Below are 20,004 nucleotides of genomic sequence, written 5' to 3' on the forward strand. Positions count from 1 at the left end.
ATGAGCCCGAGCACAACCCTGCGGTGTCCCTGCATGGCGATAACCTTGCCTATGTCATCTATACCTCCGGTTCTACCGGGAAACCAAAGGGGGTAACTGTTCGTCATCAAGCGCTCAGCCACTTTCTGATCAGCATGCGCCAGCTTCCAGGCATAGATGCCGACGACACCCTCGTTTCCGTAACGGCGCTGTCATTCGACATCGCGGCACTCGAACTGTACGTACCTCTGATCGCAGGCGCTCGGGTGGTGCTTACGCCGCAAACGGCGACTCGTGATGGATTAATTTTGGCGCAACTACTTGCGACCCATCAGCCGAACCTCCTGCAGTCCACTCCTGCTGGCTGGCGGATGTTGCTGGCTGCTGGATGGAAGGGTCCGCAAGGAGAAGGGAAAAAGTCGTTCAAAGCACTATGCGGCGGGGAGACCCTGCAGATCGATCTTGCCAATCAGTTGCGTGAACTGGGCGTCGAATTATGGAACATGTATGGTCCTACGGAGACAACCATCTGGTCTGTAGCTGGAAGTGTAGACAAGGATACCGATACACCATCCCTGGGCACGCCCGTTGCCGGCACGAACGCATACATACTCGACGCTTATCTCAACCCCGTGCCCCAAGGTGTGGCTGGAGAGTTGTACCTTGGAGGTATCGGACTGGCGCGCGGTTATCTGAATCGTGGCGGGTTGAGCGCGGAGCGTTTCATAGCCGATCCTTTCGATGATCAGGGAGGGCGGCTGTACCGGACGGGTGATGTGGCAAGGTGGCGAGCGGACGGACAGATTGAATATCTGGGAAGGCTGGACCATCAGGTCAAGGTACGGGGATTCCGGATTGAGCTGGGGGAAATCGAAGCGCAGCTGCTTGCGCAGGCAGGAGTGAGGGAAGCTGTAGCCATTGCCCGGGAGGGGGCAAGCGGAACGAGGCTGATTGCCTACGTATCGCTGCACGCGGGAGCCGAAGTGGAAGCGGGTGCTTTGCGTGAGGGGATTGCGAAGGTTTTGCCGGACTACATGCTGCCATCTGCGATAATAGTGCTGGAGGCTCTGCCGCTCAATCCGAACGGCAAGGTGGACCGCAAGGCATTGCCCGAGCCGGAACTGGCCCACCGTGACAACCATGAGCCGCCCCAGGGGGAGGTGGAAGAGGCGCTGGCGGGCATCTGGGCGGCGGTGCTCGGCATCGGACAGGTGGGGCGGAACGACAACTTCTTTGAAATGGGGGGAGATTCCATACTCAGTCTCCAGATCGTCACCAAAGCGCGCCGCGCGGGCTGGAAGATCACGCCGCGGCAATTGTTCGAACGGCAGAACATCGCGGCGTTGGCGGAGCTGGTTGAAACAATCCAGGAATCGAATGCGGTCGCCTCGGAGCGTGGCTACCTCCACGATTACGTAAGTGCTGAAGTCGTTGCTTCGTTGGTATTTACCGATGATGACATCGACGACGTCTATCCTCTGTCGCCCACACAGGAAGGAATGCTGTTCCATACGCTGGAATCTGCGGAAGAAGGTACGGGACTTTATGTGAACCAGCTCAGCGTTGAAGTGGAGGGCCTTGACCCGGAAAGGTTAGCGAGCGCATGGCAGGCGATGGTCAGGCGTCATCCGGTCCTGCGTACAGGTTTTCTGTGGCAAGCTGGCTTGGCTCGTCCGCTCCAGATTGTATTCAGGCAGGCTAGCGTCCCTATTGTCCCCGTTGTTCACCTGGATTGGAGCGGTCTGGATCAGCTCGAATCAAGGATTGCCGCTTATGCGGATGAAGATCTGAAGCGCGAGTTTGATTTCCTCAACCCGCCCCTGGTCCGACTCAGCCTGATCCGGATAGCGGAGAACCGCCACCGACTGATATGGACGAGACATCATATCCTGCTGGATGGGTGGAGCGATACGAGGCTGATTAGCGAGTGGCTGCGTAGCTACGATAATGAAATTCTCGAGCCACGGGGACCCGACTATGGTAATTATGTGCGTTGGCTCGCACGACAGAACGTCGAGGCTACCAGGGACTTCTGGCAAACTGAACTTCTTGGTCTTGAAGGTCCGACTTTGCTCGCAAAGCCGGCAACCAAAGCAACAGCAAAAGAAGGACGATCAGGCTTCGCTCAGATCTATACCCGACTGACCCCGGAGGAAACCCGCCAATTGCAAGCGTTTGCGCAACGCCAGAGGGTGACGGTCAATACTATCGTGCAGGCGGCATGGGGACTGCTTTTGCAGCGTCATACGGGCAGGGAAACCGTCGTCTTCGGGGCGACAGTAGCAGGTCGGCCTCCCAGCCTCCCAAATTCCGAAGAAATTCTGGGACTGTTTATCAACACGATTCCCGTTCCCATAGGGCGCCGGAGCAATTTGTCGGTGGCAGAACATCTCGGCCTGCTGCAACAGACAAATGCCAGGCTGCGCGAACACGAGCATGCCTCGCTCGCCGATGTACAGCGCTGGGCAGGTTCTCCGGGACAGCCTCTCTTTGATAGTATTGTCGTGTTCGAGAATTATCCCGTCGATGAGGCACTGCGGGGCAACGAATTCTATGGGCTTCGTTTTGGAGAGGTCGAAGGTAAGGGACTCACCGGTTACGCCATGGATTTGCAAGTCGTGATTGGTGACACTCTCGAAATCGAGTATGCCTATGGGCGAAAGGATTTCGCAGACGAGTTTGTGCTTGAATTGCGCGATCATATGGAACTCGTGATACGGGAAATGATGGCTCATCCGCAGCGTGCCATGGGGGAGTTGGGGTGGATGGGATGGGCCGGTCTCGACAGCGTGTTTTCTCTGGGGCGGAACCAGCATGTTGATCGCAGCGTGGGGAACGTACCGCGCCACGCAGTTCACCATGCAATTGAACAAAATGCGCTCTCACGGCCTGGAGCTATCGCGCTGCTCATGGATGAGCAGGAACTTTGTTACTCCGAACTGAACTTACGGGCGAACCGGCTTGCGCACCATCTTATTTCACTGGGCGCTCGAACGGAAATCCGAATCGGCGTCGCAATGGAGCGCTCGCTCGATGTGATTGTGGCACTGCTTGCGGTACTCAAGGCGGGCGCCGCCTACGTGCCCCTGGATCCGGAATATCCGGTTGAGCGGCTTTCATTCATGATGGAAGACAGCGCATTATCGATTCTGATAACGCAAAGCAAGGTCCTGCCAAAGCTTGGGGCCATCAAAGCGGCGCGAACGGTGGTATTGGATACGGTCGATCTTGGGGATGGGCCGGATTCGAATCCCCAGGTTTCGATCAACGAGCACAACCTTGCCTATGTCATCTACACTTCGGGATCGACGGGCATTCCAAAAGGCGTAGCAGTCACGCATGGTCCGTTGGCGATGCATTGCAGGGCGACCGCCGAGATTTATGGCATGAGTCCGCGCTCGTGCGAGCTGCTTTTCATGTCCTTTTCGTTCGATGGCGCCCATGAGCGCTGGCTTACCGCGCTGACGGTCGGCGCCGGATTGGCAGTGCGAGACCAGGAGCTGTGGACCGCTGAACAGACCTACCGTGCCCTGCACGATTATGGCATCACCAATGCCGCATTTCCACCGGCCTATTTGGGACAGGTTGCCGAATGGGCGGCGCCCCGCAGCGATCCACCCCCTGTCGAGCTTTACGTGTTCGGGGGGGAAGCCATGCCCAAGGCGTCGTATGACCTCGTCCGTCGGACGCTAAGGCCGCGCATTCTGATCAATGGGTATGGACCGACGGAGACTGTCGTCACGCCGTTGATCTGGAGGACTGAGGCAAGTTCCAGTTTTGATTGCGCATATGCGCCGATAGGGCGTCCAGTGGGGGAGCGGGCTGCGTATGTGCTTGATGTTGACATGCAGCCCGTGCCCAAGGGCGTAGTGGGCGAGCTATATATCGGCGGCTACGGGTTGGCGCGAGGGTATCTTGGACGAGCCGGCTTGACAGCGGAACGCTTCGTGGCAGACCCGTTCGATGAGAAGGGGGGGGGGCGGCTCTATCGCACGGGGGACCTCGTACGCTGGCTGGATGACGGCAACATCGAATACATCGGCCGAAACGATCACCAGGTGAAAATTCGCGGCTTTCGCATCGAGCTGGGAGAAATCGAGGCGCGCATACGTGAAGTAACCGGAGTGGCAGAAGCAGCGGTTGTCGTTCACGCGGGCGCGGCAGGCCATCAACTGACTGCTTACGTGGTTCCGGCACCCGGTGCACAATCTCCGGTTCTCACAGCCCGCCTTAAGCAGGAGCTTGCAGGACGGCTGCCTGAATACATGATTCCTGCGCATATTATCGCCGTGGCAGCCCTGCCGCGACTGACGAGCGGCAAACTGGACCGGCAAGCATTACCGGAGCCGGGCGTTACGGACGCCGCCGCCTCGGACACGTATTGCGCACCCTCCACACGTGAAGCGAGATTATTGGCCGGCATCTGGCAAGAAGTGCTGGGTGTGGAACGAGTGGGTGAAACCGACAACTTTTTTGCCCTTGGCGGAGATTCGTTATCGAGCCTGAAGGTGATGGCACGCATGCGCAATCTGAGCGAAGCGAAATTTGATCTCAAGCTGCGGGATTTGATGCAGCGGCCCACGATTGCTGGATTGCTCGGGCTGGATCTGCAGGCGCAGCAGAGGACACAGGCACTGCTCGCGTTGAACCTTGCTGCAGGAAAAGGGCATGCCCAACCGTTGTTCTGTATTCATGCCGGGCTGGGGACAGTATTCGATTACCAGCCTCTCGCGCGTCAGCTCCAGGCTAAGCGAACGGTCTATGGACTTCCCTGCCGGATGCTCGCGGATCATACATACAACGACGTGTCCCTCGATCAGATGGCGAAGGACTATAGCGGGATAATCCGGTCCATGCAGCCGGAAGGTACGTACCACCTGCTGGGCTGGTCCCTTGGAGGCACGCTGGCAGCCATGATTGCCGCGCGTCTGGAGGCAGAGGGACAAACGGTGGCATTCCTCGGGCTGATTGATTCTTTTATTCCCGGTGACGAGCAATCGGAGTCCGATGACTGGCGATGCGATTTTTCTGATTTTGTTTCCTTAGTCGTTCCTGGCGCGAAGCCTGGCGATGTAATACAGGATGACTTACCGGATGGTGAATGTGCGACAGAATCAGAACAGCCATCTGAGCAGGCAATCACCGGTTTACTGGAAGATCTCATTTCGGCCGAACAGATCCGGGTGCGCACAGGAGAAGAGGGCAATACGGAGGCCGGAGGCTACGCTGACATGGGAGCCGAAGAGCTGGCACGTATCTTTATCGTGGCGCGCCAGTTGAAAGCACTGTCGCTGCAGGCATCCGCACTGAGTCCCTTGCAAGTACAGGCAACCTGCTGGTGGGCGGCGACACGTCCGCTATCTGACCGGCTGGCGCTTGCCCTGCAAATCGAGCAAGAGACATTACAGTCAATCGAACTTGATGCCGATCATTTCGCAATCGTACGAACGGAATCTTTGCTGCTGGGAGTGGAATCCACGCTCGCGGCTACCTCGGATTGTGTAACGAAGGCCGAGGAGGTTGATTAATGCCGGAGGGTAACTGCTAACAAACGTGGCTTTAAACCGGGATCAAGTTGCTTGTGCGCAACTATGGCTGAAATGCTTCAGCGAGCGTCTGCGCGATATCCTGGCGCACCAGACCGGCGTCTCGTACAATATTCCCGAGACGGGCGAAATCATGGGTCATTCCTCCGTAGACCTTGAGATGGCTATGAACGCCTGACGCTTTAAGCCTGTTTGCATATGCGATACCTTCATCCACCAAGGGGTCGTATTCGGCCAAAGCAAGGAATGCCGGTGCGAGGCCGTCCAGATAGGCCGCTTCAAGGGGCGCAAAACGCCAATCCATCCGATCCTCACTGTTACGCAGGTAATGGTTGAACATCCATTGCAGCGTCGTGGCTTCAAGCAGATGACCGTGAGCAAAACGATTGTGCGACCTGGTGTTTTGCCAGGCGCTCGTGCACGGATAAAGGAGCACCTGCAGCACTGGCTGCGGCCATCCAGTGTCACGTGCCGCGATCGTTAACCCGGTTGCCAGCGTTCCTCCCGCGCTATCGCCGCCCACCGCGATGCGGTGTGTATCGACACCGTAGGCGGGTCCGTTTGATAACAGCCATTGATAGGCATCTTGCGCATCATGAACGGCAGTCGGGAATTTGTGCTCGGGCGCGAGCCGGTATGCAACGCTCAGGACACAACATGGCGTAAGCGCAGCCAGTGCGCGGCAAAGCGAATCGTGAGAATCAAGGCTGCCGACGCAGTATCCACCGCCATGAAAATACAGTAGCGCCGGCAAGGAAACCCCATCGAGTGGTTCGCCCGATGCGGGCGCATAAAGCCGCGTATTGATCTGATCGCCATCACGGCAGGGGATGTTGATTGAATTGATGCTTACGGCCTTCGTACCCGGAGAATCCAGCGTCAGGGTTGAAGCATCGTATGCCGCACGCGCTTTTGGTGGCGTCAATTCATGCAACGGTTGCGCACCATTGGCGATGCCGGCTTCGACAAGCTCAAGAAATGCGGCAAGATCGGGGTCAAGCGCCACTGCGAGTGCTCAGGCTACAGTGTAGTAAGGATTTTTGTACGGACATGTTAAAACCTGAATTTTAATGTCCCGACAACAGTACGTTGCGTGCCCATGAAAAAGCTTCCGCCGGAGCCTGGGACGACAGAACTTGCAGAGAAGTATTTTTCATTAAATATGTTATTGGCATTTATGAGAAATTGCCAGGGGCCGTGATCGTATCGAACAACTGCGTCGAACAGGGTGAACGACGGTGTGATGCTTGTGTTTGCATCATCATTAAATACCTTACCCACATAGCGCACGCCGCCCCCGATGAAGAATCCCCTCAACCAGTCGACATTCAACGTGCCGAGGTTATAATCGAGCCAGCCAGAAGTGCTTGTGTTGGGAACCAGGATGGGCATTTTACCTTCAAAACCTTGCGCACTTTCGGTTACCTTGACGTCGTTATAGGTGAAGGCACCAATCAAATTCAGTCCTCGAAAAACCTCTGTCCTTGCTTCTAATTCCGCGCCCCGGGAGCGGATCTCGCCTGTTTGCGACAAGCCAAGCGGTGTGCGAGGATCAGGAATCAAAACGTTGGTTTTGGTCAACTCGAACAACGCCGCGGTAAACAAACTCCTAGTGCCTGGAGGCTGATACTTGATGCCTACCTCGTATTGAGATGCTCGCGTAGGTTCGAAGGGAGTGTTATTAAAAAAATTGAGCCCATATTGAGGCAGAAACGACTGCGAATAGCTCACATAAGGCGCGACGCCGCTGGAGAAAAGGTAGGTCAGGCCTGCCCTGCCGGTGTATGCTGCATCCTTGCTCGGGGAATGCTGCGGGTCGAAGATATTAACGTTAGTAACGCTCGACACCCTGTCGTGGCGCCCGCTCAGAGTTAAAACCCAGCGCTGGTCAAACTTGATTTGATCCTGTACGTAAAAGCCAACCTGGTCTACCTTTTGGGCGCCATTGATGAACAGCGAATTCGGGGTGGGCATCGGTTGGTTATATCTGGGGTTGAAAATATCAATGGAGGGGGTTGGAGCAGAGGGTGTAAAATATTGAAGGGTGGACTCAACGCGGTTCCAGTCGATTCCAACCAAGACGGTGTGACGCAGAGGGCCTGTGTGAGCACGAGCTTCCACATGTGTATCCAGCACGGTTTGGTCCACTTGCTCTCTGGTACTGAATGCTGAGCGACGCAGGGTTCGCCCATCCCCAGCAAATCGAGTTCCTGTATCAGGATCAAAACCGGGATCGATGTCCCTGTACCTGCCGTCAAGCCGCATGAAACGGAAGTTTTGTCGCGCCGTGAAGGTTTCATTGATATGGTGCTCAAGTTTGTAGCTGAAGGAGGCCTGGTCGGTTGAATACCGCGTAAAATTGGGTTCGGCCAGAATCGTATTGGTAGGGCTACCATCTGGCGCAGCCTGTAAAAAGGCGGACCCTTCACTACGGTTGTTCAGGATGTCACCAAAAAGAGTAATGGATGTCCTGTCGGTTGGACGCCAGGTCAGCGATGGCGAGATGTAAAAGCGCCTGATCTGTGCCCGGTCTCCCCCTGTATTGGCAAAGCGTACCTGGGTATCCGTATCCAGCGCGGAAGTAACGAGGCGGAACATCAGCGTGCCGTCGGCATTCACCAAACCGAAGTCCGTGGCGATCCGCTTGCGATCGAAGTTACCGTACTGGAGTTCAATTTCACGGATGGGGGTGGCGCTGGGAAGTTTGGTGACGCGATTCACAATACCTCCCGCGTCGCCACGGCCAAAAGTGACTGAGCTGGGACCGCGCAATACATCTACCCGCTCAAGAGAATAGGGATCGGTGATGAAGTCGGCGAAAAAAAGCCCTCTCCCCTGCTGGCTTAAATTATCCCGGAAATTAGCAGTGCTCAGGGAGTTGAAGCCGCGCATACTTACATACTCGAAACCCCGCCCCTCAAACCCGAACTGATCGACCACCACGCCCGGTACATAACGCAGTGCTTCGGTGAAATGGAGGTTCACGCCGCGCATATCCATCTCACGGCGGGTAACAACCGAAATTGATTGGGGTATTTCTATAATCGGCGTGCTGGTCTTGGTCGCTGTCATGCTGCTCTTGGTAACATAGCTGTCTTCCCCTTTATCCTTGACGACCATTGTCGGCAAGACAGTTTCTGCCGGCTTCGATGTTTCCGCAGCCTGTTGCGTATCGCCAGCAACCGGGGCGGCTTTCTCTTTCGAGCCGGTTGATTCAGCAGCAGCCGGCCGCTGTGTATCGTCTACGGCTGGCGGGGCTTTCTTCTCCGTTTTCGCGGGTTCCGGCCCAGTCTGCTGCGCGTGGGCGTAACCGGCCATTGATAAGCCGAGAAGCGCGTACCCTACTGCGCTACAGAGTCTGGTAAGTGGTAGAGATTTAAGTGGATTAAGCCCTTTAATAGTTTTTGTGTAGGCCTTCATGGTAGTTGCTCAGTGGTTAAAAAGTCGGTATGTTATAGAGAAGTTGGGTGGCCAGTGGGTGTTTTTGGCAACAAAAGTCGAAAAGATAAAATGATTTTCAACCGCTGGCAACCGCGCGTATCGGGTTACCCGTTTGTTTGGCTACTGGTTGATTTACCGCGCCCAGCAATGCTCGCCCTATCTCGTCGGTGCGAATGGCGGTTATCGAAAGCAAGGTGTCGCTCAGGCCATGGCTCGACTCGCAGGCACCTTGAAGGAAGACTGCCGGCCGAAAATTCGGCGTACTCTGCAAACGGTATTGACGATCGACGGTGAAGTCGCCCATGTAGGGTGAAAGTGGTTCCAGCAGCGATTTATGATAATCGCGGCTGTAGCCTGTCGCAAGCACGATTGCATCGTAAGTGACACGATATTCGCGGCCGGCGTTAAGATCTTTCAGAACTAACTGAATGCCTTCCGGCCCAGCATTGGCGCCGATGGCCTCGTGGCGGCGCAGAAAGCGGTGACACGTATTGCCGGTGACGCGCTGCTGGTAGAACACATTGAAAATCTGCTCGATCAAAACGAGATCGGGTGCCGCATAATTGGTGTGCCAGAACTCATCGAGTAGCGCGGTGCGATCCTGATCGGAGCGGCTGAAAACGAAATCAGTGAAATCGGCATTAAAAATTTCATTGACGAAGGGGCTGTCATCCGAGGGCTTGATTGCGCGAGCCCGCATGATGAGATCGACTTGTGGGCTGCCCGGACGATTGTGTAAATCCATAAAAATTTCAGCCGCGCTCTGACCCGCGCCTAGGACGGCCACCTTTTTGGCGCCCTCGTGCCGTGCGATCTCGCGAAGGTATCCGCTCGAATGAAACACCCGTGCATCGTTTTTCAACGGCAGGAAACATTCGGGAATGCTGGGCATCCCTCCGACGCTGACGATAAGATTGCGCGCAAGCCGTTCATGAATGACATTGTGCGCGTCGCGCGAGCGTATGCGCAGCAGCGTGACTTCGTCATTACGCTTCTCGGGCAGCACTTCGAAAACTTCTTCTCCATAAGCACAGCGGCTATCGAAATGCGCCGCGGCCCAGGCAAGGTAATCGTTGAACTCGTGGCGGCTCGGGAAAAAGGTTTTCAAGTTGATAAAGTCCTGGAGCCTCTGCTTCTGATGCAGGTAATTGATAAATGTAAAATAACTTGACGGGTTCCGCATGGTTGCCAGATCTTTCAGGAAGGAAATCTGCATATGTGTGTTGTCGAGCATCATGTTGGCATGCCAGGCGAAACTTGGCTGTTTCTCGATGAAAAATGCGTCAACGTTGAATCCGTGCTGCTTTTTTTCCTCAAGAGTAATGGCAAGCGCAATATTGGAGGGGCCGAAGCCGATGCCGATCAAGTCGTGAATTTGCATGGCGATATCCTTAGAACGGAGTTGCGGAAAGTGACGTTACGATGGCATCGCGCGGGATCCATAGCCGTTCAGCAAAGAAGCGTTCCCGCAACAACATTCCGAGCATGGCGCGCTTGTGAGGGAAATCGAACTCCTTGAGATTCGCGTAACCACACTTGGCAAGACTGCGGATCATTTTGTGATTATCCGCACGAGGTTCGATGACGATGTGCCGTGTTCTGCAATCGTCGAGAAACAGATAATGCGAGATGGATGGCATCCACGCGGTAACGAAGGGTTTGCCCCGGAAGCGGGGTTCCCCGATCAGTACATGCCAGCCGCGGTCGAAATCGTCCGCGTGATAGAAGGGGGCAATACGGTCTTCTTTCGCCCAGTACACTTCAAAATAACCGAATGCTTCGTCGTTAAAACAGCCGACAAGTCCGATGACATGCGGATCGGCTGCGATGCCTTCGAGGTACGTCTTATGCTTGACAAGGTCGCCGTCTTCCCGCCATGCCTGCGCGACCACCGGATCATTCATCCAGCGGCTGAAGCGCTCCAGATCATGCCCGATGTTTATCGCCCGGAACGAAAGTGTCTGGTCTAGCCACGGGATGTACCGCCGATAGACAGTGCCGATCGGTTTGGGCCGGCGCAATGGGTGGCGCCGGCCATGGCTGAGGACATAGGATGGGGGAAAAGCGTATGGCTGAGGTGAAGCAAGCCAGATTCTGGACTGCTGCCAGAAAAGCTCAGCGTAGACGGTCAGCTGATCGTTCTCGCCCCTGAGCAGAACCCCTGACTGGAGCAGTTCGTCCGCCTGCCCCACCGGGGCCACGAGGTTCAGCTTATGGTGATTTGGGCAACTGGTAAAGGATGCTTCGAGCGCTGCCAGCAGTTCGGACGTGTCCGGCATGCCAGAGCGGGAATCGGTCCATTCCAGCTTTAATTGGCCTGATTGCTGGTACAGCTTCCATCCGGCCGAGCTTTCCTCTCCGTCGGCAGGCTGCAACAGCAGCGTATTGCCATAATACGTCGCCAGATAAACCGCCCCATCGGGGAAGGACATCAACGGCACCGCACGAGCAGGCAGCTCCTGGATTTGCTCGTGTTGCGTACCCATCAACGGACTCCGTAAGAATTCAGTTTGAGGATGAATGTTCCTATAGAAGAGAAAGACGAATGAGAAACGTTATTGTTTAATGATCTTTTCGAGCGTACGCCAGGTGGAATTGCGTTAGTCATATGTATTGGATTTCCACAGTAAATATTTATAATGATCGTTCGTCTCCTTCATATCATCTTAGTTAGAGACAGCCGTGCTTAAGTATCTCGTCAGTCAATCGAAAGCATTATTAGTGGGCGCTTCATTAATCACCGTGATCCATGGTGTCTGCAGTGTGTTTTTGGTGGCGCAGATCAGTTCCGCGCTCACTACAGCCGAACCGGAAATCGGGTCAAGAGCGCTCGCTTTTGCCGTAACCGCGGTCGGCGTAATGTTGACTTATGTGGTTGCAGCCATTCTCTTCGAGCGGTTGGGCCAGCGCGCCCATGCGGAATTACGCAGCTTTATTGCGAGACGTGTGCTGGCTGCCGATTACAGGCAGCTTGAATCAATCGGCGCTGCACGCGTGCAATCCGCACTCGCCGAGCATTCTAGTCACGTTGCAGAATTTTTCGTAAGCTTTCCGGTAATACTGATGAATGCAGTTATCGTCGCGGGATGCCTCGCTTATATGGCGTGGCTCTCCTGGCACGTGTTCCTGCTTGCCATCGTGGTGGTTGGCTTGGGCTCTCTGGGATATCACCTTGCGCATTTACGGGCCATAAAGCATTTGAATATTGCCGCTGACGAGCAGGACCGGCTGTTTGCCTACTTTCGTTCCCTTACCGATGGGGCGAAGGAACTTCGTCTGAATCGCCAAAAAGGGATCGCGTTTTATGAGGAGGTACTCGGAAGGTCGATTGAAACCGTGCGCCGCGAAAGAACCTTGGGAATGTCAGTCTTTGTCGCCTCAGGCGGTTGGGCCCAATTCCTGCTCTACGCGTTTATTGGAATGGTATTATTCGCACTGGTGAATAATGTTCCCGACAAGGCCCTCATCATGACGGGTTATGCGCTTGTGTTTGTTTACATGGTGGGGCCTCTCGAGGCGCTCCTGTTGAACATTCCGCGGGCTAATCTGGCGCGGGCTTCCGCTGAGCGGATTGAGGAAATAACACGCGCAATGTCTACTTCAGAAACGCAGACGGACGGTTCCTCTTCGCCTACATTGCAATCCATTGCCCTCCAGGGCGTATTGCACCGTTATTATCACGAACAGAGCGACGAATTCTTTACCCTGGGCCCTATAGACCTGGAGTTTCGTCCAGGGACGATTACCTTTCTGGTTGGCGGCAACGGCAGCGGCAAGACTACCTTGGCTAAAGTGCTGGTAGGGCTTTACCCGCCGGAAGAGGGCCAAGTAATCCTCAATGGCAGGGTGGTGGATGAGACGAATCGTGATCATTATCGACAGCTGTTTTCCACAATTTTTTCCGATTTTCACCTTTTCGATCGCCTGCTCGAGACGAGTAGCGTCCAACTGGATAGCGAAGGCAACCGCCTCCTGACAAAACTGCATTTGCAGAACAAAGTTAAAGTGCAGGATGGCGCGTTCACTACACTTGCTTTATCTCAAGGGCAGCGCAAGCGTCTTGCTTTGGTGGTAGCCTACCTGGAGAACCGGCCGTTTTTCATGTTTGACGAATGGGCGGCAGACCAGGACCCGGTGTTCAAAGAAGTATTTTATCGGGAGATCCTTCCTGAATTACGGGCCATGGGCAAAGCGGTACTGGTGATATCACACGATGATCGATACTTTCATCTTGCCGACCGCCTAATACGCATGGAGAGCGGCGCGCTGATTTTCAACAGCCGCCCACCAATGAAAGAAAGCACAGCAATACCATCGCTGGCACTTAATAGCGCAGTCTAATCCAGATCCTGCATTAAATCGCTCGCCTTGCAATTCAGTGCTATGATCACAATGGCTTTTCGCACCACTCAGATTTTCACCCTCCCTTTTATTATGAATTCGCTACAGGGGAGCGTGCATGATTTGCGATATAGGGCTGCATTGCGTCTTACCCTGCATTCCAAAAACCGCCCGCTCTGCCCCATGCAACTGCAGGATTCAGGTTTAACGCAATGAAACGAGTTATCACGCCGGCGACATCCCCCACAATCGAAACGCCAGAAAACCAACGTGTTGGCAAACGTTGGATCGAGCGCAATTTTTTTGTGCTGATGCACCGGTGGACTGGTCTTTTCCTGGCGGTGTTTTTGTTCATCTCTGGGCTCACGGGTGCAATAATCTCCTGGGATCATGAACTGGACGAGTGGCTCAACCCGCAATTATTTGAAGCGCAGGGGGGAGAGGGAGTTCCTCAATCTCCGTTGGCGCTAGCCGAACAATTGGAAGCAGCCGATCCCCGATTGCTGATTACGTGGGTTCCGTTAGAGATCGAGCCCGGGCATAACCTTGCCCTGGGCGTGAGTCCACGTCTCGACCCGAGTACCGGAAGGGCTTTTGACCTGGGTTTCAACCAGGTTGCGCTTGATCCTGTGGACGGTGAGGTTCGGGGGAAGCGCATGTGGGGGGAAATTTCACTCAGCCGTGAAAATTTGCTGCCCTTCCTGTACAAGCTACATTTCAGCATGCACATTCCCGATGGGTTCGGTATCGAGCTTGGCATCCTGTTCATGGGTATTCTTGCAATTGTCTGGACGCTTGACTGCTTCATTGCATTATGGATTTCGTTTCCCAACGCCAGCGCGTGGCGTAAGTCGTTCACTTTCCGCTGGAGGCAGGGTAATTCCAAGCTCAACTTTGACTTGCATCGTTCAGGCGGGGTTTGGGTGTGGGGATTTTTGCTGATTCTCGCGGTTACTGCGGTATCGCAGAATCTCAGGGAAGAGGTAATGAGGCCGCTGGTATCGCTATTCTCGACGCTGACGCCGAGTCCCTTCTCGGGCACACCCAATCCACCTGATCAGCCAATCGAACCGGCTATTAACCGGGATGCAGTGCTCCAGCTCGCCACTGTGGAAGCTAAAAAGCTTGGCTGGAGTAAACCGCCGGGCGGAATATTTTATGTGCCTGAGTTCGGTATCTATGGTGTGACTTTTTTCGAGCCAGGGAACGACCATGGCGATATCGGACTGGGCAATCCGTCCTTATATTTCGACAAGAATGGGTCCCCTGCCGGAGCCAACGTACCAGGCACCGGTAGTGCGGGAGATATTTTTATGCAGGCCCAGTTCCCCTTGCATTCCGGCCGTATCCTCGGCCTACCGGGGCGTATTTTTATTTCCGCAATGGGACTACTGGTGGCGATGCTCTCGGTTACGGGGGTGATTCTGTGGCAGAAGAAACGCTGGGCACGAAAGAAAATGCTTGTGGGTTATCAAAGACAGAGGGGGGATGAGCCGGTGACGTCCCGAGCGACAGGTACGATAATGAATGACATGGATGCATGAGTGTAATTGTGCGTTAATGTATTGAAGATTTTGAGCGATATCACCCGATACTTCCGTCCAATAGGAAATGCGCCGGCAGGTTGCGTTTGCAGAACATTTACATCCTCCTATAAGGCATAGGCGCTCCAGCCCGCCATCAGTTGACCTGCTTCATAAACACTAGTCAAGTATTCCTCTCGGACTGGTGGCTGCGGTTCTTGATCGAATTCCAACATCGTATATGTTCGCCCATTGTCGCAGGAGTCTCCACGCCTCTGTCGTGGTTCAGAAAGCCATGCTTAGGCTTCTCAAATAAATGCTGTGTAAAATCGAAGATCAAGTAGCTAAACTCAGCTCAACTCATTCTCAATTAGGTTGCTGCCGTGCTTATCCGATTTAACAGGGCAACTATGCAACGACAACCACATTTCTGCCCATAACGCCAGTAAAGTTATTACGTTATACTTCATTTTCCGAATCGTTGGAGAGGCCATGAAAATCCACGAATACCAGGCTAAAAAGATTTTGCGCGGGTTTGGCATTGCCACGCCGTCGGGAATCCCTTGCTTCAGCGCTGATGAAGCAGTGGAGGCAGCCAGAAAGTTGAATGGCGGCAGCTGGGTGGTTAAAGCACAGATTCACGCCGGCGGGCGCGGCAAAGGAGGTGGCGTAAAAGTAGCGAAGTCGCTCGACGAGGTGAAACAATTTGCCGGGAAAATACTGGGTATGACGCTCGTTACGCATCAGACCGGCCCGCAGGGTCAAGTTGTGCGGCGGCTTCTCATCGAGCGGGCCGCCGATATCGGAACGGAGCTTTACGCAGGGTTGGTAGTGGATCGCGGCAGCCGGAGCGTGTGCCTGATGGCAAGTTCCGAAGGGGGGATGGATATCGAGGAGGTTGCCACGAGGACGCCGGAAAAAATTCACAAGGCATTCATCGACCCCCTGACCGGATTAGCTGAACAAGATGCCGCTGGCATTGCTCGCAAGATCGGCATTCCGGAACCCGCCATTGCGGAAGCAGCCGCCTTGTTGCAGGGTTTATACCAGGCGTTTGACGATACTGATGCCTCCCTGGTCGAAATCAATCCGCTGATACTTACCGCTGATGATCATATCGTCGCACTCGACGCGAAAATGAGTTTTGACGACAACGCACTATTCCGTCATCCCGAGATTGCCGCTTTGCGCGATCTCGACGAGGAAGACCCGGCGGAGATCGAGGCATCCGAACATGATCTTTCCTATGTCTCGCTGGACGGAAACATCGGCTGCCTGGTCAACGGCGCGGGTCTGGCGATGGCGACAATGGACATTATCAAGCTTTATGGCGGGAATCCTGCCAACTTCCTTGATGTGGGAGGCGGCGCTACCGCCGCGAAGGTGGCGGAGGCGTTCAAGCTGATGCTGCGTAATCCAAGGCTGGAAGCCATACTGGTAAATATTTTCGGCGGCATCATGAAATGCGACGTGATCGCCGAAGGCGTGGTTGCAGCGGCGCGGGAAGTGAAGCTAAACGTCCCGCTGGTGGTGCGCCTTGAAGGCACCAATGTGGATCTGGGCAAGAGAATTCTCGCCGAATCCGCGCTGCCGATTATTTCAGCAACCAATATGGCGGACGCCGCGGAAAAGGCTGTGAGGGCGGCCGGTTCGGCATCCACATCCGTGGGAGGAGTATAGTCATGGCTATCCTGGTTAACCGGAATACCCGGGTCATGACGCAGGGTATCACCGGCAAGACGGGGCAATTCCACACCCGGCTGTGCCGCGATTATGCCAATGGAAAGAATTGCTTTGTGGCCGGGGTAAATCCGAAGAAAGCGGGTGAGGTTTTCGAGGGTATTCCGGTTTACGCTACCGTTAGAGAAGCGAAACAGGCAACCGGGGCGACAGTTTCAGTCATCTACGTGCCGCCTCCATTTGCCGCTGCCGCGATTGACGAGGCGGTGGATGCGGAACTGGATCTGGTAGTTTGCATTACAGAGGGTATTCCGGTTCGCGACATGCTGCGCACCTGTCACAAGATGCGGGGACGAAAAACCCGGTTGATCGGCCCCAATTGCCCCGGCATTATCACACCCGATGAAATCAAGATTGGCATCATGCCCGGTTATATTCACGAGAAGGGCCGGATCGGCGTGGTATCGCGCTCCGGCACCCTGACATATGAAGCGGTCGCGCAGTTGATGGAGCGGGGGCTCGGTCAATCCACCTGTATAGGCATTGGCGGTGACCCGGTAAATGGATTGAAGCACCTGGACGTGATGAAACTGTTCAACGACGATGATGACACCGACGCTGTATTGATGGTGGGTGAAATCGGTGGTTCCGACGAGGAGGATTGCGCCCGCTGGGTGAGGGACAATATGAAGAAGCCAGTGGTGGGGTTCATTGCAGGCGTCACTGCGCCGCCAGGCAGACGCATGGGACATGCGGGTGCCGTGATCTCCGGCGGGAAGGGCACGGCGCGGGAAAAGCTTGCCGTGATGGAGGAGTGCGGCATTCAAGTCACCCGCAATCCGGCGGAAATGGGCAAGTTGCTAAAGTCGGCGTTGCGATGATATTGCCGAGCTTATAAAAGCGGGTTGACAACGCGCATCATGGCCTTTTTCCAATGACCTTATTCTCGCTGATTTCCGCTCTCCTGCTGGAGCAATGGCGTCCCGCTGGCGATCGCAATCGTATCATCCTGCTATTTCTGGCCTATGCCGACGCGCTGGAGCGCTATTTCAACACCGGTGTGCGCCGCCATGACATTGCGGCATGGTTCGCCGCAGTCGTTCCGGTACTGATACTCACAGGCTGGATCTATTATTTATTGCATCACCTCAGCCCGTTGCTGGCGTGGGTATGGAATGTGATCGTACTCTATTTCGCCATGGGTTTTCGCCAGTTCAGTTACACGTTCACGGAAATCAAGGATGCTCTTAGAAATGGTGATTTGCTTCTGGCCCGCAAGCTGCTGAGGGAATGGCGCGGCGTCCCGGCAGATGAACTCAGCAGCCAGGAAATTGCGCGGATTACCATTGAACTGGCGTTGATTCATTCGCATCGCTATGTATTTGGCATAATAGTCTGCTTTGTCGTGCTGCCGGGGCCGCTGGGTCCCGTGCTGTACCGGCTTGCGGAATTATTGAGTGAGCGTTGGAGCGACCCCAGGCAGCAGGAATCGGACGCGTTTGGCCATTTCGCCGCGAGAGCATTCCAGGTCATAGATTGGCTTCCCGCAAGAACGACCGCTGTAAGTTTTGCTATCGCCGGCAATTTCGAGGATGCAATTTATTGCTGGCGTGCACAAGCCGCGTCGTGGGTTGACCAAGCGCAGGGCATCATTCTGGCAAGTGGCGCCGGAGCGCTGGGAGTTCGCTTGGGAGACTCATTGCGAGAGGCCGGCCGCAGATACTATCGCCCTGAATTGGGAGTGGGCGAAGAAGCGGACATGGATTTCCTGCAAAGTACCGTTGGCTTGATTTGGCGTACCCTGGTGTTGTGGCTTCTACTGCTTCTGCTGCTCGAGATTGCAAGTTGGGCGGGATGACAATACCTGTTAAATTAGCCATGCTGATGCAATTGCGGAGTTCCTCGCCCTTTCCCTTTATATACACCTGAGAAACTCTCTATGCCAGAGCCGTTACCGATCGCACGCTCCAGCCATGAAATCGCTCTGCTCCCCGGATTCGCCAATCGGCATGGATTGATCACCGGAGCGACTGGAACGGGCAAGACCGTTACGCTGCAGGTATTGGCCGAACAATTCTCGTCGATTGGCGTGCCGGTATTCATGGCCGACATCAAGGGCGACTTGTCAGGCCTTGCTGCGCCAGGCGCGAGTTCACCGAAAATAAAAGAACGGCTTGCACAGCTCAAACTTGGCGCGCCGGAATGGGCGGCATGCCCGGTCACGTTCTGGGACATCTACGGAAAATCCGGGCATCCGGTGCGCGCAACAGTCTCGGATATGGGACCGCTGCTGCTCGGGCGATTATTCAATCTGAACGACACGCAACAGGGTGTGCTGGCGCTGGTATTCAAGATCGCGGACGATAACGGCTTGCTACTGCTCGACATGAAAGACCTGCGCGCGATGTTGCAGTTTGTCGGCGATAACGCGAAGAATTTCACTATTCAATATGGCAACATTTCAGTTGCCTCGATCGGCGCAATCCAGCGCTCGCTGCTCGAGATCGAGCAACAGGGGGGGCGAAACTTCTTTGGCGAACCGATGCTCGACATCAACGATCTGATGCAGACCGACAGCAAGCGCCGGGGCGTAGTCAATATTCTCGTCGCCGAGAAACTGATGAATTCACCCAAGCTGTATTCGACGTTCCTGCTTTGGATATTGTCTGAACTGTTCGAGCATCTGCCGGAAGTCGGCGACCTGGAGAAACCGAAGCTGGTATTCTTCTTTGACGAAGCCCACCTGCTGTTCAACGAAGCGCCCAGGCAGCTGCTTGAGAAAATCGAGCAGGTGGTGCGATTGATACGTTCCAGGGGAGTCGGCGTGTATTTCGTGACACAAAATCCACTCGACGTTCCCGAGCGTGTTTTAGGCCAGCTTGGCAACCGCGTGCAGCACGCGCTACGCGCGTTTACGCCCCGTGACCAGAAAGCGGTCAGGGCCGCCGCCCAAACCATGCGCGCCAACCCGGATTTCGATGCCGAGGAAGCAATCACGGAACTTTCCGTCGGCGAAGCGCTTGTGTCGTTGCTGGATGAGAATGGTCGTCCAGGCATTGTTGAGCGGGCGTTCATCTTGCCGCCTGCATCAAGAATAGGCCCGGTCACCGATGCGGAACGGGCGGCAATCATCAAATCGTCCATTATTTTTGGTCACTACGAACAACTCGTGGATCGCGAATCGGCATATGAAATAATCAAAAGCCGAACCGCGGTCAAGCAGGGACTGGAGGACCAAGCAGCGCCGCAGGCGGGAGGCGTCCCAGCGGGGGCCTCCGGTGGAGGAGGCATGATGGACATGCTGGGCGATATGCTGTTCAGCAAAACTGGCCCGCGCGGGGGGCACCACCCTGGTATTCTCGATACGGCTGCCAGAAGTGCGGCGCGTTCGATTGGCTCTCGGGTCGGCCGCGAGATCTTCCGTGGTATTTTAGGAGGCATCTTCGGTAGCGGACGCGGCCGTTGACAATTCATACACAGCAATTTGTTCGCAA

General features: G+C 55.1%; 11 protein-coding genes. 7 read left to right on the plus strand and 4 right to left on the minus strand.

Annotated features, from left to right (window positions below):
• Window positions 1-23 precede the first annotated feature (23 nt).
• Window positions 24-5,507 carry a non-ribosomal peptide synthetase gene (locus BLP45_RS12085; RefSeq protein WP_256327820.1) on the plus strand — a complete coding sequence of 1,828 codons (5,484 nt, stop codon included), beginning with the start codon at window positions 24-26 and terminating at the stop codon, window positions 5,505-5,507.
• 61 nt (window positions 5,508-5,568) lie between these two features.
• On the opposite strand, the gene BLP45_RS12090 is transcribed toward BLP45_RS12085, so the two are convergent.
• From BLP45_RS12090 to BLP45_RS12105, 4 genes are all read right to left on the minus strand, one after another.
• On the minus strand, window positions 5,569-6,531 hold the full coding sequence (locus BLP45_RS12090) for an alpha/beta hydrolase (protein WP_090372745.1): 963 nt from the start codon (window positions 6,529-6,531) through the stop codon (window positions 5,569-5,571).
• A gap of 47 nt (window positions 6,532-6,578) precedes the next feature.
• Window positions 6,579-8,645 carry a TonB-dependent siderophore receptor gene (locus tag BLP45_RS12095; RefSeq protein ID WP_256327821.1) on the minus strand — a complete coding sequence of 689 codons (2,067 nt, stop codon included), beginning with the start codon at window positions 8,643-8,645 and terminating at the stop codon, window positions 6,579-6,581.
• A gap of 397 nt (window positions 8,646-9,042) precedes the next feature.
• Window positions 9,043-10,347 (minus strand): lysine N(6)-hydroxylase/L-ornithine N(5)-oxygenase family protein, encoded by a 1,305-nt coding sequence (locus BLP45_RS12100; RefSeq protein ID WP_090372747.1) that lies wholly within the window; start codon window positions 10,345-10,347, stop codon window positions 9,043-9,045.
• 10 nt (window positions 10,348-10,357) lie between these two features.
• Entirely contained in the window at window positions 10,358-11,452 is a 1,095-nt protein-coding gene (locus BLP45_RS12105; protein WP_090372748.1) for a GNAT family N-acetyltransferase, read from the minus strand.
• A gap of 196 nt (window positions 11,453-11,648) precedes the next feature.
• Here BLP45_RS12105 and BLP45_RS12110 point away from each other — a divergent pair, with 196 nt between their 5' ends.
• From BLP45_RS12110 to BLP45_RS12135, 6 genes are all read left to right on the plus strand, one after another.
• A complete protein-coding gene (locus BLP45_RS12110) occupies window positions 11,649-13,307 on the plus strand; it encodes a cyclic peptide export ABC transporter (RefSeq protein ID WP_090372749.1) in 1,659 nt (552 codons plus the stop codon).
• A 212-nt stretch (window positions 13,308-13,519) separates the two neighbouring features.
• Window positions 13,520-14,851: a PepSY-associated TM helix domain-containing protein gene (locus BLP45_RS12115; RefSeq protein ID WP_090372750.1), complete on the plus strand. Its 1,332-nt coding sequence runs from the start codon at window positions 13,520-13,522 to the stop codon at window positions 14,849-14,851.
• A gap of 471 nt (window positions 14,852-15,322) precedes the next feature.
• Window positions 15,323-16,510: an ADP-forming succinate--CoA ligase subunit beta gene (sucC, locus tag BLP45_RS12120; protein ID WP_090372751.1), complete on the plus strand. Its 1,188-nt coding sequence runs from the start codon at window positions 15,323-15,325 to the stop codon at window positions 16,508-16,510.
• Between the two features lie 2 nt (window positions 16,511-16,512).
• Complete coding sequence (gene sucD / locus BLP45_RS12125) at window positions 16,513-17,391, plus strand: succinate--CoA ligase subunit alpha (protein WP_090372752.1); 879 nt, start codon at window positions 16,513-16,515, stop codon at window positions 17,389-17,391.
• A gap of 53 nt (window positions 17,392-17,444) precedes the next feature.
• On the plus strand, window positions 17,445-18,368 hold the full coding sequence (locus BLP45_RS12130; protein WP_090372753.1) for a CobD/CbiB family protein: 924 nt from the start codon (window positions 17,445-17,447) through the stop codon (window positions 18,366-18,368).
• Between the two features lie 81 nt (window positions 18,369-18,449).
• Complete coding sequence (locus tag BLP45_RS12135; protein WP_090372754.1) at window positions 18,450-19,976, plus strand: helicase HerA-like C-terminal domain-containing protein; 1,527 nt, start codon at window positions 18,450-18,452, stop codon at window positions 19,974-19,976.
• Window positions 19,977-20,004 lie beyond the last annotated feature (28 nt).

It is taken from the genome of Nitrosospira sp. Nl5, assembly GCF_900102495.1.
GTDB lineage: Bacteria > Pseudomonadota > Gammaproteobacteria > Burkholderiales > Nitrosomonadaceae > Nitrosospira.

Bases quoted from the DNA above. Each gene is read 5' to 3' on its own strand.
- sucC (WP_090372751.1), top strand. From the start codon at position 15,323: ATGAAAATCCACGAATACCAGGCTAAAAAGATTTTGCGCGGGTTTGGC.
- BLP45_RS12095 (WP_256327821.1), bottom strand. From the start codon at position 8,645: ATGGTCGTCAAGGATAAAGGGGAAGACAGCTATGTTACCAAGAGCAGC.
- sucD (WP_090372752.1), top strand. From the start codon at position 16,513: ATGGCTATCCTGGTTAACCGGAATACCCGGGTCATGACGCAGGGTATC.
- BLP45_RS12135 (WP_090372754.1), top strand. From the start codon at position 18,450: ATGCCAGAGCCGTTACCGATCGCACGCTCCAGCCATGAAATCGCTCTG.
- BLP45_RS12130 (WP_090372753.1), top strand. From the start codon at position 17,445: ATGACCTTATTCTCGCTGATTTCCGCTCTCCTGCTGGAGCAATGGCGT.
- BLP45_RS12100 (WP_090372747.1), bottom strand. From the start codon at position 10,347: ATGCAAATTCACGACTTGATCGGCATCGGCTTCGGCCCCTCCAATATT.
- BLP45_RS12105 (WP_090372748.1), bottom strand. From the start codon at position 11,452: ATGGGTACGCAACACGAGCAAATCCAGGAGCTGCCTGCTCGTGCGGTG.
- BLP45_RS12115 (WP_090372750.1), top strand. From the start codon at position 13,520: ATGAAACGAGTTATCACGCCGGCGACATCCCCCACAATCGAAACGCCA.